This is a genomic window from Thioclava sp. FR2, assembly GCF_051200875.1.
Taxonomy (GTDB): Bacteria; Pseudomonadota; Alphaproteobacteria; order Rhodobacterales; family Rhodobacteraceae; genus Pseudotabrizicola.
In genome coordinates this window covers 1,450,977-1,465,529 of record NZ_CP195191.1, presented here as the reverse complement: position 1 = coordinate 1,465,529, position 14,553 = coordinate 1,450,977, and the positions used below count along the sequence as shown (strand labels likewise).

Genomic DNA, 14,553 nt, shown 5'->3' with positions numbered 1-14,553 from the left:
AAAGGGGTATCCACATGCAATTGGCGATCGACATCGGGGCAGAGGCGGCAGATGCCGCGGTTCAGGGCTTGGATTTTTCCAGCCTGGCCCGCGACGATCTGTTGAACCTGATCCTGCAACGGTCCGAAGTCATGTTTGACCGTCCGCGCTCGGGCACTGTGATCCGGGCGTGGAAGGCGCGGGATGAGGCACCGATCAATGCTGTGATTGATGACCTGGGCCTTAACGTGGCGCGGCGTGCGGCAGGTGTCATCCGTGCCGAATATCGCGCCCTGCGCCCGCTTTTGGCTGAACTTGCGCCCAAGCGGGTCGCCGATATCGGCTGTGGATATGCGCTCTTTGATCTGTTTCTGGCGCGTGACCTGAACGCGCAGCTCTTGCTGATTGATCTGGAATCAAACGAACGCCGCCATTTCGGCTTTGCGATGGAGGGTGCGGCCTATTCCAGCTTGGCGGTCGCACGCGCCTTGCTTGAGGCGAATGGTGTCGCATCCGACCGGATCACCACCCTGAACCCTCGCGAAACCGCCCCCGAAACAGCAGGTCCGGTTGATCTTGCGGTCAGTTTTCTTTCCTGCGGTTTCCACTACCCTGTGGACCTGTACATTCCCTTCCTCGAAACCGCTCTTGCGCCCAACGGGTCTGCAATCTTTGACCTGCGCGAAACCAGCGCGGCAGAACAGGCAGACAAGCTTGCTAAACTCGGCACGCTGACCGATCTGCCCGCACCTCCCAAGGCGCGTCGGGTTCTGTTGCGGAAAGGGGGCAGCGCATGACGAATGACCCGATGACCGCAGTTGACGCCGCTCAGTCCGAACCGATCCCGGTCCCCTCGGGGCAGTTGGTCACGCTTTTGGATGTGATCTGGAATGAACAAGGGCCCGAGGGCCTGACCTTTCGCTTTCGCTTCCTTGCCCCCCAGATCTCTCGGGACGGAGGCACCGTTGAATACGAGGTGGCGGCAGGCGACATGATGCACCTGTGCAAGGAATATGCGTTGCCGCGCCTGCCGAATACGGGGCCGGTTCCGCAACAAATCATCATCTCCTTGTCCGACCGTCCGGTGCCTTTTGGCGAGAGCGCCCCCGAAGCCACCCAATTCTTCGAGGCGTTCGGCTTCGAAAACGACAACTGCATTTGGGAGATGTACTAATGCGCATACCATATGTGGTTTCATCGGCGTCCTTCCGCCTAGGCTCTGATGTAGCGGCGACACAGCCTGTAATCTTGGCTAACTGTGCATATCCTCAGAGTTCGATCTGGGATATTGTTTCCATAGGCCGAACCCAAGCGGCCGTTGCCTCGCATCGGGGGCTGAACCTGTGGGCAGTTCCACGGGCGGCTCTCCAAGAATACAGGAGTAGAGGATGTCTAAGAGCACGAAAACTTTGCTGGCTTTCTGCATGGTCGCTTTCATCGCAGCCTGCGCCAAGAAAGAAGCCGAAGTCGTCTATGTTGACGAACCGGTTTCGGCCGAGCCGACCTACACCGGCAAGTACAAGTAATCTCTTCGGGCGGGCTGTCGGGGTCATCCCGGCGCGGCCCGCCCGCTTCGCTGCGCCAAATCTCGCCCTGGTGGCCGGAGGTGCAGCATGCTGAAGCATCGCGGTTTCCCAAGCCGCCTGACCGGCACCGATTTCCAATTCACCATCCGTCGCGAAAACCGCAAGGAAGGCGCCGCCAAGATCATTCGGCGCGAGCGCTATAAGGATCGCAAGCACACCGACCGGCTTGCCGATGCCGCTTTCATGAAGGCGCTGTGGAATTATTTCGGCGAAGAAACCTTTGAACGCGGCAATCTGGATGCCGGGCGCCTGTCTTGGCTTTTTGGCCGCGAAGTTGTTCCTGCCGAAGACCCGTTTGATCCGCAGTCCTACGACGCGCTTCTCAGGATCGACCTGAAAAAGGCGCAAGTCAGCTTCCCCGAGGTCTTTGCCCCCGATGCCGAAGAGCAGGCTTGGGAAGATGACGACTGGGAGGATGACGACGAATGAGCGCGTTTTTGCCGGTCAATCGCAGCCATTGGCAATCTGCCGCCGGAGCGTTCTCTGGCGCAGATTTCCGCGTTGCTTTTGCGTCGGCAACCCGCAACCATAAGTCGAGATCGTGCGCATTCCCTTATCCCGCGCCGATCTTCCACAGCAGAACTACTTCCCCAACCTATTGGTCCGGCGTCTCCACCGCCGGGCCAACCCCTTTTGCAAAGCGCGACCTCCGGATTGGGCAAGTCCTTGCCAACGCACGCGCTTGTGTGGCGGAAACCCGGTTTTTCCCCTTTCCTGCAAAGGCAGATGGTCTATCCTCGCGGGCAATAAAAACCCTAATCAGAGGCAGTAAATCATCATGCTCAAGAAAAACGCAGTCATCGCCCTTCTGCTGGCCACCGGCCTTGCCGGTTGCATGTCCACCCCGCAAGAGCGTGGCCTTGCCGGTGCCGTCGTCGGCGCGGCTATCGCCGATGCAACCGACGAAAACATGGTCGCTGGTGCAGCCCTTGGCGCGCTTGCTGGCGCGGCTACGTGTGGCATCGAACTGGGCCTGCCGCCCTGCGCCCCGCGCTACTGATCTTACACTGACCGCCGCGCCTCGGCGCGGCCCTGACCTGACACCAAGGCCATTCCGGGCACCCGCCCGGAGTGGCCTTTTCGCATGCCAATCCGCCCCGGCCCGGGCAGACTGAAGGGAGAGAGCCGATGTTCAAGAAGATCCTGATCGCCAACCGGGGCGAAATCGCCTGCCGCGTGATCAAATCCGCGCAGAAAATGGGGATCAAGACGGTTGCCGTCTATTCCGACGCCGACCGCAACGCGCTTCATGTGAAGATGGCCGATGAGGCCGTCCATATCGGCCCGCCGCCCGCGAACCAATCCTACATCGTGATCGACAAGATCATGGATGCCATTCGCCAGACCGGGGCCGAAGCAGTCCATCCGGGCTACGGCTTCCTGTCTGAAAACATGAACTTCGCCGCCGCGCTTGAAAAAGAAGGCGTCGTCTTCGTCGGCCCGCCCAGCCCGGCCATCGAAGCCATGGGCGACAAGATCACCTCGAAAAAGATCGCGCAGGAAGCCGGGGTCAGCACCGTTCCGGGCTATATGGGCCTGATCGCAGATGCCGAAGAGGCCGTGAAAATCTCTGACCAGATCGGCTATCCGGTGATGATCAAGGCCTCGGCTGGCGGTGGCGGCAAGGGCATGCGGATCGCATGGAATGCCCAAGAGGCCCGCGAAGGCTTTGAATCCTCAAAGAACGAAGCCGCCAACAGCTTTGGCGATGACCGTATCTTCATCGAGAAATTCGTGACGCAACCGCGCCACATCGAAATTCAGGTGCTGGCCGACAAGCACGGCAATTGCGTCTACCTGCACGAACGCGAATGCTCAATCCAGCGCCGCAACCAGAAAGTCATCGAAGAGGCCCCGTCGCCCTTCCTTGATGCCGCCACCCGCAAGGCAATGGGCGAACAGGCCTGCGCCTTGGCCAAGGCCGTGGGCTATACCAGCGCCGGCACCGTCGAATTCATCGTCGACGGTAACCGCAACTTTTACTTCCTTGAAATGAACACCCGCCTTCAGGTGGAACACCCGGTCACTGAATTGATCACCGGTGTCGACCTTGTCGAGCAGATGATCCGCGTGGCCAATGGTGAGCCGCTGCCCTTTAAGCAGGAAGACCTGAAGATCAACGGCTGGGCGATGGAAAGCCGCCTTTACGCCGAAGACCCCTACCGCAACTTCCTGCCCTCGATTGGCCGTCTGACCCGCTATCGCCCACCGGTCGAAGGCAAGACCGATGGCGGCATCGTCCGCAACGATACCGGCGTCTATGAAGGCGGCGAAATCAGCATGTTCTACGACCCGATGATCGCAAAGCTGTGCACATGGGGCCCGACCCGCGCCGATGCCATCGAAGAAATGCGCCTTGCGCTGGACACGTTCGAGGTTGAAGGCATTGGTCACAACCTGCCGTTCTGCTCGGCCGTGATGGATCACCCGCGCTTTACATCGGGCAATATCACCACCGCCTTCATCGCCGAAGAATATCCCGAAGGCTTCCAAGGCGTGACGCTGGACGAAAAGATGCTGCGCCGCGTGGCGGCCGCTGCCGCCGCGATGAACCGGGTTGCCGAAATCCGCCGCACCCGCATTTCCGGCACGATGGACAACCACCAGCGCCGCGTGGGTGATGATTGGGTCGTCAGCCTGCAAGGGCAGTCCTTCGCCGTTTCCATCGATGCCGACAAGGCAGGCAGCACCGTGACCTTCCCGGATGGCGATACGCTGCGGGTGGAAAGCGATTGGACACCGGGCGACACGCTGGCCCGCCTGACCGTGGATGGCACGCCGCTGGTTCTGAAAGTCGGCAAGGTGCCGATGGGCTTCCGCCTGCGCGTGCGCGGTGCCGATCTGAAGGTTCTGGTGCAGTCGCCGCGTCAGGCCGAACTGAATGCCCTGATGCCTGAAAAGCTGCCGCCGGATACGTCGCGCTTCCTGCTCTGCCCGATGCCGGGTCTGGTGGTGAAGATCAACGTGGCCGAAGGCGACGAGGTTCAGGAAGGTCAGGCGTTGGCCACGGTCGAGGCGATGAAGATGGAAAACATCCTCCGCGCCGAAAAGAAGGCCGTGGTCAAGAAAGTCAACGCCGCACCGGGCGCCAGCCTGAAGGTCGACGACGTGATCATGGAGTTCGAATAAGTGTCAGCCGGGGTGGAATCTGGCAGACCGCGCGTCTGCACGGGGGGTGTACAGGGGGTGTACCGCAAGTGTACCGCCCTATCGCCCCGCCGGATTGCGCTCCAGCACCTCTTGCCGGCGCAGGGGGAACTTGTCGATGGCGCGGGTAATCTCGCGCACTTCCCACGGCAGCGGTTTGCGGATTACGGCCTTCAGATCCTTGTCCATCAGAACAAGGCTGAACCCGCGCGGGCGCAGTTTCTTGCGCCACTCGCCAAGTGTGGCCGGATCGGTGTCCGTGATCAGGATCACGTCCCGCTCGATCAGCGCAGGGTAGTTTTCCGCCAACAGTTCCATCTGCCGCAAATAGTTGGGATCATTGGGGGAATCGGCAAAAACAACGACCGGCCGCGCCACGTAAAGAAGGCTGTCAAAGGCCACCTCTGACGCCGCGACCGGCGCGAAAGGGGCAGGGGCTTCGGTGGCCTGCCCATCAGTTTCAGCGGTTGCCGCCCCGGTTTGCGCGGCAGCAGCCAGCGGCAAAAACGCCGCAAGAACAAGGAAGTGGATCGGTTTCATTCGGTTCCCCTTTGCCCAAATGTAGGGCGGAAGCGGGCGAAACCCAAGGGTAGATGAGGATAAAGACCATGAGCCAAAAGCTGGAAGACTGGGCAGCCCTTGCGGCCAAGGAACTGAAGGGCAAAAGCCCCGACAGCCTGACCTGGAAAACGCTGGAAGGCATTGATGTCAAACCGCTTTATACGGCAGCCGATACCGATGGCCTGCCGCATATGGGAACACTACCGGGCATCGGTCCCTTCACCCGTGGGGTCAGGGCGACCATGTATGCGGGCCGCCCCTGGACCATTCGCCAATACGCGGGTTTCTCGACTGCCGAAGAGTCGAACGCCTTTTATCGCAAGGCCCTTGCAGCCGGTCAGCAAGGCGTCTCTGTCGCCTTCGACTTGGCCACCCATCGCGGCTATGACAGCGACCACCCCCGCGTTGTCGGCGACGTTGGCAAGGCAGGCGTCGCTATCGACTCGGTCGAGGATATGAAGATCCTCTTTGACGGTATCCCCTTGGAAAAGATCAGTGTTTCCATGACGATGAACGGCGCGGTCATCCCGATCCTCGCCAATTTCATCGTCACCGGCGAAGAGCAGGGCGTGCCGCGGGCCGAGCTTTCCGGCACCATCCAGAATGACATTCTGAAAGAGTTCATGGTGCGGAACACCTATATCTTCCCGCCCGAACCCTCGATGCGGATCATTGCCGACATCATCGAATACACCTCAAAAGAGATGCCCAAGTTCAACTCGATCTCGATCTCGGGCTATCACATGCAAGAGGCCGGCGCGAACCTTGTGCAGGAACTGGCCTTCACCCTTGCCGATGGCCGCGAATATGTGCGCGCCGCCATAGACCGCGGTATGAACGTCGATGAATTCGCAGGTCGCCTGTCGTTCTTCTTTGCGATTGGCATGAACTTCTTCATGGAGGTCGCCAAACTCCGCGCCGCCCGTCTGCTGTGGCATCGGATCATGTCCGAATTCAACCCAAAGAAGCCGGGCAGCCTGATGCTTCGCACCCACTGCCAGACCTCGGGCGTGTCCTTGCAAGAGCAAGACCCCTACAACAACGTCATTCGCACGGCGTATGAGGCGATGGCCGCGGCCCTTGGTGGAACGCAATCGCTGCACACCAACGCTTTGGACGAAGCCATTGCACTGCCGACGGAATTTTCTGCCCGCATCGCACGCAATACCCAGCTGATCTTGCAAGAAGAGACCGGCATCACCAACGTTGTCGACCCGCTGGCCGGCAGCTATTACGTCGAAACCCTGACCCACCAGTTGGCCGAAGAGGCGTGGAAGCTGATTCAGGAAGTCGAGGAAATGGGTGGCATGACCAAGGCTGTCGCCACCGGTATGCCAAAGCTCCGCATCGAGGAATCCGCTGCCCGTCGTCAGGCAATGATCGACCGCGGTGAAGAAGTCATTGTCGGCGTCAATAAGTACCGCAAGGACAAGGAAGAGGCGATTGATATCCTTGATATCGACAACATGGCCGTTCGTGACAGCCAGATCGCCCGCCTGAAGGCCACCCGCGCCGCGCGGGATGAGGCGAAAACGCAAGCAGCGCTTGCCGAACTGACCCGCCGCGCGGGCGAGGGCGGAAACCTTCTGGAAGGCGCCGTCGATGCTGCCCGCGCCCGTGCCACTGTCGGAGAGATTTCAGACGCCATGGAAAAAGTATTTGGCCGCCACCGGGCGGAAGTCAAAACCCTCGCGGGCGTCTACGGGGCCGCCTATGACGGCGACGAAGGCTTTGCCCAAATCCAGCGCGATGTCGAAGCCTTCGCCGATGCCGAAGGCCGCCGCCCGCGGATGCTGGTGGTGAAAATGGGCCAAGACGGGCACGATCGCGGCGCCAAGGTCATCGCCACCGCCTTTGCCGATATTGGCTTTGACGTGGATGTGGGGCCGTTGTTCCAGACCCCGGAAGAGGCCGCGCAGGATGCCGTCGACAACGATGTGCATATCGTCGGCATTTCCTCTCAGGCGGCTGGTCACAAAACCCTTGCACCTAAACTGATCGAGGCGCTGAAGGCCAAAGGGGCCGAAGATATCATCGTCATCTGCGGCGGGGTCATTCCGCAGCAAGACTATGAATTCCTGAAGAAAGCCGGCGTCAAGGCGATCTTCGGGCCGGGCACGAATATCCCCGCTGCCGCCAAGGAAATCCTCAGCCTGATCGGCAGCGCAAAAGGCTGACTACAGGTCAATCTCGCCCGATGGTGCCAAAGGCGCATCGTCGGGCGGAAGCAGTTTCGGCGGTGGTGCATCCTTGCGACGTGGGATCAGGATATCGCCGTTTTCAAGCACCCGTGGTGCCTCATAATTGCGGATATCATCGACCAGAGCCATCAGCTCTTTCAAGGCTGGTTCCATTTCGGAAAGCGCCTTGCCCATTTCATCCAGCGCCGGTTCCATCTCGGACATCAGGCCGCGAAACAAAAGCTTCGCGCCCTCTTCCATCAGATCAAATCCGTCTTCCTCCTCTGCGTCGGCAGAAGGGGCCTCTTGCGCGGCAAGTGGCGCGGCAAGGATCAAGAGAAGCGGTAATATCCTAATCATCATTTCCCAAATATGGCCGCAGCGGGGCCCATTTGCAAATCACGCTTTAATAGCCCGGCAAATCCATCGTCACCGGAAAGTGGTCCGAGGCCTGAAGCAAGGCCTGATGCAATTCTGGCGTGCCCAAACAGGCCGGATCATTCCACGGATGCCAGATCCGCCAGTCTGGCTTCAGCGCGTTCAGCTTGTGCGAGACCATGATGAAATCCAACAGCGCCTCGAAATAGCGCTTTTGCGGGGCATGCCAAAACCGCGCCGTGCTGGGGGCCAGCCCCATCGGGTTGCCCAAGACCATACAGGCATGGGGGTCAATCAGGCGCATCTCGGGGCTGGCATCCAGTCCCATGACGACCTCGGTTCCCGAATGGCCGAACAGTTTTTCGTATTCATCAAGTCCGGGGCCATCGTTGAAATCGCCCAGAACAATCAGATCATCCCCCGCCAGCAAATGAGCATCAACCCGGCCCCGCAGCCAAATGCATTGCGCCAGATGCTTGCGCCGATTCTCGATTGAAAGCCGGACGTATTCTGGGCCGGAAACCCCATGTGGGGCCTTTGACTTCATGTGAACGCCGATCATCCGCAACTTTTTCTTTCGTGAGGTTTCAACGGCAAGTTCCAGCGGTGGCTTGGAATATTTGATCAGGTCAGGCGCCGCGTCGGTATCCAGATCATAGCGAAAGGTGCTGTCAAATCGCGGCGCGTCCCGGCTGCCCTTTTTGCCCACCGGGTCCCCCTGCGGGTCGTGTTTGACCGTAATCCGGTCCGGATCATAAAGCAGCGAAATCTCTTGTTCGGTTTCTGACGCGAAACCCGTGATGGCGCGGTGGGTACGCAAATCAAAGGCCTTGGCAAAGTTTTCCAAGGCCGTGACGGACGACCGCCGCGACCCGGTATCGGGCGCCTCGATGATCATGATCGCATCGGCATTCATTGCCGAAAAGACGATGCCCAAGGCCCCCAATTGCTCTGCGCGGCTGATGCGGTATCGCGCCGAAAGCTCGCCATCGGCCAGCATGTGCCCGTAGTCATCAAAAAGCGCGTTGAACCATTCGACGTTATATGTGGCAATGCGAAGCGGCCGCGGCGTCATGCAGCGCGCCGCCCCGATATCTCATCCCAAGCGGCATTGATGGCAATCAGCCGCCGTTCTGCCAGCTTGACCGCCTCGGCTGGAACCCCACGCGCAATCATCGCATCGGGATGACTGTCCTTGACCGCCTGACGCCAGGCGGCACGGGCTTCGTCCATCGTCGCGCCACGTTCTATCCCCAGAACATCATAGGGGTCACGCGGCGCGCCCTCGACGAACCGAGACCGCATCATCCGATAGCAGCCTTCATCCAGCCCGAAGATGCGCGCCACTTCCCGCAAGAACTCATCTTCCGCCGGGTGAAAATCGCCATCGGCCAGGGCGATCTGAAACAGACCTTCCAGCAAATCAATCAATGTGTTGCGGTCATCAGCACACAGCTTTTCGCCTTCCGGGCGGAACATCGCGGCGATCTTGCGGGCATAGGCGTCAAATCCGGCCACATCTTGCCGGGCAAGGTTGAACACCCGCGCTGCGTTCTCTTCCTCGGCCTCGGGAATTGAAAAAATGCGCCGGAAGGCCGTCACCTCGTCGCGTGTGACCTGCCCATCTGCCTTTGCCATCTTTGCCCCAAGGGCAATGACCGCAATCGTAAAGGCCACAGACTTTTCGGGCGTGTTCTGCACACCGCGCAATTTGTCAAAGACAACCGTCAACCCCTCCCCTTGGGTGAGGGCAGACAGCGCGTCAGCAATGCGGGTCCAGATCGACATGGATGTAGGATAGCCTCTGGCGGACGCGTTGTCAGGTCAGGAATTTCTGCATCAACCAAAGGTCCATGCGGCGCCCGAATTTCTGTCCTACCTCGGGCATGATCGCAACCGATGAATAGCCAAGCGACTTATGGAAAGACTGGCCAGACTCGTTCTCCCCTGTCACTCCGGCCACCATGACATGCACTCCCCGCTCTCGGGCATGTTGCTCCATGGCCGCCATCAGGGCTCTTCCCCAACCCTTGCCAACGGCGCGGGGCGCGATGTGGATGGTGTGCTCCATCGTGGCGACATAACCAACGCCACCGCGGAATTGATCATAGGTGACGAAACCGCAAAGGCCGTGGTCATCTTCGGCCACTAGAAAACAGCGCCCCGAGGCGTGCCGGGCCGCAATCAGCGCCTCAATTTCGGCAATTGTCTTTTCCGCACTGTTAAAGGTGGCAACAGTATCGCGGATCACGGCATTCCAGATCGCACCAATGGCTGCAGCATCGGCGGGCGCTGCGGGACGTATCATTCCAGCACCCGAACCCCATGCGGAGTGGTGATTTCGGCCCGAAGGGCGATTGCATCACCTTGAACAATTCGAACACGCTCATCCTTCAAGTTCAGGAAATGGCGCATCTCATCAGCCGCTGGGTTTACAATTTCCAATATCTTCAGGCGCGCCCCGACATCGGGTAAACGCGGCGCAGGATGTGCGCCTTGCCATTGGATCAGCGCTGGAAACCCGCCGCCAAAGGGCAGAATCCCATTTCCCGGCACAGCCATGCGCCAACGCAAATCGCCCCTTTGCAGATCGACCGGCTCGCCAGTCCCATCCGGTGCCGCGGAAAGCGCAAGCTCAAGATCGTCACAGGCACAAATCCAGTTCGTCAAACGAGGTAACCCGGAAAAACGGTCCAGATCAAACCAGCGGGGCCATGCGGGCTTTGGGGCTTCAGGGTCCGCGGCGATCACCTCAAGATAAAGGTCGCCAAGGCCCAGAAGTCGGTTATGCGTCGCCATATGGGGGTGCTTGCCCCCAGCGGCCAAAGGCAGGCCCAAGACAGCCTCGACATGCTCTGCCCCTTCGTCCAAGGTCAGGGCAGACACAGCCAAATGATCCAAACGCAAAGTCATTCTGCGGCGGAGTCTTCTGGCATGATGACTTTGCCCGTCGCATGCAACGCTTGCGACAGGGATGCAAACCGTGCCCGCGCGACTTCGCCATAAAGTCCCAGACCCATCGGCGTCAGTTGCAGCTCCAGTTCCTTTTTCTTCGGCTTCCATTTCAAGGAACCCGCCTGCGCCGGGTCACCTGCGGCAAACATCGCCCCAAAGCGCATCGCCTTGCCCAAGACCTCGGCCTCTTGCATCTCTTCGTCGCTCAGCAGCCGGAACAACGGCTCCAGCCGCGAACCCGATCGTGAATTCTTGTAGCGGTGCAGCAGTGCAAGCCCCAAAAACACGCGGCCGGGATGGTCCAAGCCGCCCAAATTGGCGCGGGTTGCGTTGTCGAAACACACATCCGCCCGATAATCGGGATGCGCCCGCCATGTGGTGTCATGCAGAAGGCAGGCGGCCTTGATCAGGCGCATCCGTTCGTGTGAGGCGTTCTTGAAAAGGGGCGTCAGGAACTCGAACATCTTTTTGCCGGTGCCGGGCAGGCGGGCCGAGGCAATCTCGGCGGCCCGCGCGGCCTCGATCAACGGATCACGGCCCCGCAATTTCTCGGGCATCTGCTCATAAAGCAGACCTTCGCGGATGCCATAGGAGGACACATCAATTTCGGCCGGTTTGAAGGTCTTGATGATGCCGCGCAAAACCTCACAGGCCAAAGGCACCAGTTCCATCCGCTCGGCACTTGTCCCGGTTCTGGCGCGCAGAACAGACAGGTCATTGGCTTCGATCCAGTCGAGCGTATCCAGCAAGGGTTTGACCTGCATACGATATTCATGAAGCACGGTCAGCGGATAATTCCGGCGCTCCATATCCAGTCGCGCAATCACCCGCCAACTGCCACCGACAAGGTAGAACCGTTCACCTTCGGATTTGATCTGCCCCTGCGCCGTTTTCAGCACGCGCTCAATCAGGGCACGGCGCTTTTCCGGCCCGCCCAACACCTGTTGCAGACGGAAGGGGCCAAGCTGGGTCGATACACGTTTGCCGACCTTGCCTTCGCCAATCCGCGCCAATTCCATCGAATTGCCGCCGATATCGCAGACCATGCCCTTTGCGTCGGGCCATCCAAGCAGCACGCCCTGTGCGGAAAGGCGGGCTTCCTCATCGCCATCAATCACATGCAGCTTCAACCCGGTTTCTCGCTGAACCTGCGCCTGAAACTCTGGTCCATCTTCCGATTCCCGCGTCGCCGCCGTGGCAACAACCGTCAGTGGGGAAGCCCCCATCCCGTCAGCCAGCAGCGAGAACCGTTTCAGCGCCGCCAAGGCCCTGATCTTGCCCTCGGGGTTCAACCGCCCGGTTTCGGCCAGACCCTTGCCCAAACCGCACATGATCTTTTCGTTGTAGAAATAGGCCGGGCTGCGCGCCGCGCCGTCGAAAACGACCATACGAACAGAGTTGGACCCCACATCCACGACCCCCACCCGCGACAGGGCCCGCACCGAAGGGTCTTCAAAAAGCGGGCGCCCAAAGGGGCCTACGTCTTCTTCTGAGGTCAGGTTGTTTTGGTTCGTCTTGCCCATGTCGTCACCTGATCTTTTCTGGTTCGGTCAAAACCCAGTCCGGGCTTTTCAAGTTTCAGCTTGCCGGTTCTTCGCGCAGCGATGCCAGCTTTGGAACATCCTTGTCGCCAGCGGTGCCACGCCCTGACAGGGATGGGTTTTCCATGAAGAAGCGGTGGCAGGAGAATAGTTTGCCATCCTTTGGCTGCAACTCGCGAACATAGCGTCCATCGGGTTGCAGAACCCAAGACTGTGCTTCATCCGCCAAATTCGCAGCCATGATCTGGCTGACAATCTGCGATTTCACCGTCTTGTTGCGCACCTCGACCAGCGTTTCGACACGGCGGGTCAGGTTACGCCCCATCCAATCGGCGCTGGACAGGAAAACACGCGATTGCTGGCTCGGCAGTCCATGCCCCGACCCAAAGCAGACAATCCGGCTATGTTCCAGAAAACGCCCGACAATCGACTTGACCCGAATGTTTTCGGACAATCCCTTCACGCCGGGGCGCAATCCGCAGATCCCGCGCACGATCAGGCTGATCTTCACACCGGCTTGGCTTGCTGCGTAAAGCGCATCAATCACATCGGGTTCGACCACGCTGTTCATCTTGGCCCAGATTTCGGCCGGCCGCCCGGCCCGGGCATGGTCGGCCTCGGCCGCGATCAATTCCAACAGACGCGGCTTCAGCGTGATCGGCGAAATCGCAAGATTCTCCAGCCCCTCGGGCTGCACATAGCCCGACAGGTAGTTGAACACCTTGGTTGCATCGCGCCCCAAAGCCGCATCGCAGGTAAAGAAGGACAGGTCAGTATAGATCCGCGCCGTGATCGGGTGGTAATTGCCCGTCCCGTAATGGGTATAGGTCACAAGGTTTTCGCCCTCGCGCCGCACCACCGTGCTGATCTTGGCGTGAGTCTTGTAGTTGATAAAGCCATACACCACATGCGCTCCGGCCCGCTCCAACCGGCGGCTTTGGCGGATGTTCGCGGCCTCGTCAAAACGCGCCTTCAATTCGACAAGGGCCGTGACCGATTTCCCGGCCTCGGCCGCCTCACATAGCGCACCAACAATCGGGCTGTCCGAGCTTGTCCGATAAAGCGTCTGCTTGATTGCCAGCACATTGGGGTCGCGCGCGGCCTGTTCCAGAAACCGGATCACAAGATCAAAGGTTTCATAAGGGTGGTGCAGCAGAATGTCCTTCTGCTTGATGGCGGCAAACAGATCACCGTCATTGTCCTGCACCCGTTCAGGCACGCGCGGGGTAAAGTTCGGCCACAGCAGGTCCGGCCGGTTGGACAGGACCAGTTCCTTCAGGTCTGCCACACCCAAAAGCCCTTTGACCTCAACGACTTCGGCCTCGGTCACGCCCAGTTCTTCCATGATCAGCGCGCGCAACTCATCCGGGGCGCCAGCCGTCATTTTCAGGCGGATCACCTGACCCCGGCGGCGACGCTTCAAGGCGACCTCAAATTCCCTGACCAAGTCTTCGGCTTCGTCTTCGACTTCAAGATCGCTGTCACGCAGCACGCGAAACGCGCAATGGCCGCGGTCGGTATAGCCGGGAAACAACATGTCCAGATGCAACAGCAGCAGTTCTTCCAGCGGAAGGAAACGGTTTTCCCCCTCTTTCGCGGGCAGAGGCACAAAACGCGCAATCTGCTGCGGAATAGGCAGAAGCGCCTTCAAACTGCGGTGATCGGCCAGCCGCTCCAGCTCCAAAGCCAACGAAAAGCCGGTGTTCGGGATAAACGGGAAGGGGTGCGCCGGATCAATGGCCAGAGGCGACAGAACCGGGAAAACCTTGTGCAAGAAGTGGTCTTCCAGATGCTTCAGATCGCGCGCCGTCAGCTTTGACCGGGTCACGATGCTGATCCCCTCTGCCTCCATTTCGCGCTTCAACTGGTTCAGCACGGTCTGTTGCTTTTGCATCAGCTTGCGCGCATCGGCATGGATCAGCGCCAGTTGTTCAGCAGGCGACCGCCCGTCTTCGGACAAAAGAGCGTTTCCATTCCGGACCAAGGCCCGCAGACCCGCCACGCGCACGGTGAAAAACTCGTCCAGGTTGGTGGCCGAGATCGACAGGAAGCGCAGCCGCTCTAACAGCGGCACATTGGGATTCGAGGCCTCGTCCAATACCCGCCAGTTGAATGCCAGCCAACTCATCTCGCGGTTAAAGAAGCGCCGCCCGCCGGCGATTTCTTCCTCGGGCAAGGCGACGGGCTTGGGAAACGGGGCTTTCAGGAAATCAGCTTGGGTCATGA

At 59.7% G+C, this 14,553-nt stretch carries 15 protein-coding genes; 7 read left to right on the top strand and 8 right to left on the bottom strand.

Annotated elements, in window-relative coordinates; translation table 11 throughout:
- The first annotated feature begins 14 nt into the window (after positions 1-14).
- The 6 genes from ACSBLW_RS07020 to ACSBLW_RS06995 all read left to right on the top strand — a co-directional run bounded on the left by ACSBLW_RS07020 (position 15) and on the right by ACSBLW_RS06995 (position 4,694).
- The gene (locus tag ACSBLW_RS07020) at positions 15-776 is read left to right on the top strand and encodes a class I SAM-dependent methyltransferase (RefSeq protein ID WP_435259509.1); all 762 of its coding nucleotides are present in this window, start codon (positions 15-17) and stop codon (positions 774-776) included.
- The gene (locus ACSBLW_RS07015) at positions 773-1,153 is read left to right on the top strand and encodes a DUF6497 family protein (RefSeq protein WP_435259508.1); all 381 of its coding nucleotides are present in this window, start codon (positions 773-775) and stop codon (positions 1,151-1,153) included. The genes ACSBLW_RS07020 and ACSBLW_RS07015 overlap by 4 nt, the downstream gene beginning before the upstream one ends.
- A 214-nt stretch (positions 1,154-1,367) precedes the next feature.
- Positions 1,368-1,505: a hypothetical protein gene (locus ACSBLW_RS07010; protein ID WP_435259507.1), complete on the top strand. Its 138-nt coding sequence runs from the start codon at positions 1,368-1,370 to the stop codon at positions 1,503-1,505.
- 87 nt (positions 1,506-1,592) lie between these two features.
- A complete protein-coding gene (locus ACSBLW_RS07005; RefSeq protein ID WP_435259506.1) occupies positions 1,593-1,994 on the top strand; it encodes a hypothetical protein in 402 nt (133 codons plus the stop codon).
- A 349-nt stretch (positions 1,995-2,343) separates the two neighbouring features.
- On the top strand, positions 2,344-2,565 hold the full coding sequence (locus ACSBLW_RS07000) for a hypothetical protein (protein ID WP_435259505.1): 222 nt from the start codon (positions 2,344-2,346) through the stop codon (positions 2,563-2,565).
- Between the two features lie 128 nt (positions 2,566-2,693).
- The gene (locus tag ACSBLW_RS06995) at positions 2,694-4,694 is read left to right on the top strand and encodes an acetyl-CoA carboxylase biotin carboxylase subunit (protein WP_435259504.1); all 2,001 of its coding nucleotides are present in this window, start codon (positions 2,694-2,696) and stop codon (positions 4,692-4,694) included.
- A 78-nt stretch (positions 4,695-4,772) separates the two neighbouring features.
- On the opposite strand, the gene ACSBLW_RS06990 is transcribed toward ACSBLW_RS06995, so the two are convergent.
- A complete protein-coding gene (locus ACSBLW_RS06990) occupies positions 4,773-5,252 on the bottom strand; it encodes a DUF4174 domain-containing protein (protein WP_435259503.1) in 480 nt (159 codons plus the stop codon).
- A 68-nt stretch (positions 5,253-5,320) separates the two neighbouring features.
- Between ACSBLW_RS06990 and scpA the strand changes: the two genes are divergently transcribed.
- Entirely contained in the window at positions 5,321-7,450 is a 2,130-nt protein-coding gene (gene scpA / locus ACSBLW_RS06985; protein ID WP_435259502.1) for a methylmalonyl-CoA mutase, read from the top strand.
- Here scpA and ACSBLW_RS06980 read toward each other — a convergent pair whose 3' ends face one another.
- From ACSBLW_RS06980 to ACSBLW_RS06950, 7 genes are read right to left on the bottom strand one after another with little or no spacing between them, the layout of a single operon-like run.
- Positions 7,451-7,816: an AAA+ family ATPase gene (locus tag ACSBLW_RS06980; RefSeq protein ID WP_435259501.1), complete on the bottom strand. Its 366-nt coding sequence runs from the start codon at positions 7,814-7,816 to the stop codon at positions 7,451-7,453. It lies immediately after the preceding gene.
- Positions 7,817-7,859: 43 nt separating this feature from the next.
- Entirely contained in the window at positions 7,860-8,906 is a 1,047-nt protein-coding gene (locus ACSBLW_RS06975; RefSeq protein ID WP_435259500.1) for an endonuclease/exonuclease/phosphatase family protein, read from the bottom strand.
- The gene (locus ACSBLW_RS06970; RefSeq protein ID WP_435259499.1) at positions 8,903-9,619 is read right to left on the bottom strand and encodes a TerB family tellurite resistance protein; all 717 of its coding nucleotides are present in this window, start codon (positions 9,617-9,619) and stop codon (positions 8,903-8,905) included. The genes ACSBLW_RS06975 and ACSBLW_RS06970 overlap by 4 nt, the downstream gene beginning before the upstream one ends.
- A 31-nt stretch (positions 9,620-9,650) precedes the next feature.
- A complete protein-coding gene (locus tag ACSBLW_RS06965) occupies positions 9,651-10,139 on the bottom strand; it encodes a GNAT family N-acetyltransferase (RefSeq protein WP_435259498.1) in 489 nt (162 codons plus the stop codon).
- The gene (locus ACSBLW_RS06960) at positions 10,136-10,744 is read right to left on the bottom strand and encodes a VOC family protein (RefSeq protein ID WP_435259497.1); all 609 of its coding nucleotides are present in this window, start codon (positions 10,742-10,744) and stop codon (positions 10,136-10,138) included. Before ACSBLW_RS06960 ends, ACSBLW_RS06965 begins: the two co-directional genes overlap by 4 nt.
- Positions 10,741-12,309, bottom strand: coding sequence for a Ppx/GppA family phosphatase (locus ACSBLW_RS06955; RefSeq protein ID WP_435259496.1), 1,569 nt, complete (start codon positions 12,307-12,309; stop codon positions 10,741-10,743). The genes ACSBLW_RS06960 and ACSBLW_RS06955 overlap by 4 nt, the downstream gene beginning before the upstream one ends.
- Before the next feature lie 55 nt (positions 12,310-12,364).
- Positions 12,365-14,551, bottom strand: coding sequence for an RNA degradosome polyphosphate kinase (locus ACSBLW_RS06950; protein ID WP_435259495.1), 2,187 nt, complete (start codon positions 14,549-14,551; stop codon positions 12,365-12,367).
- Between the last annotated feature and the right edge of the window lie 2 nt (positions 14,552-14,553).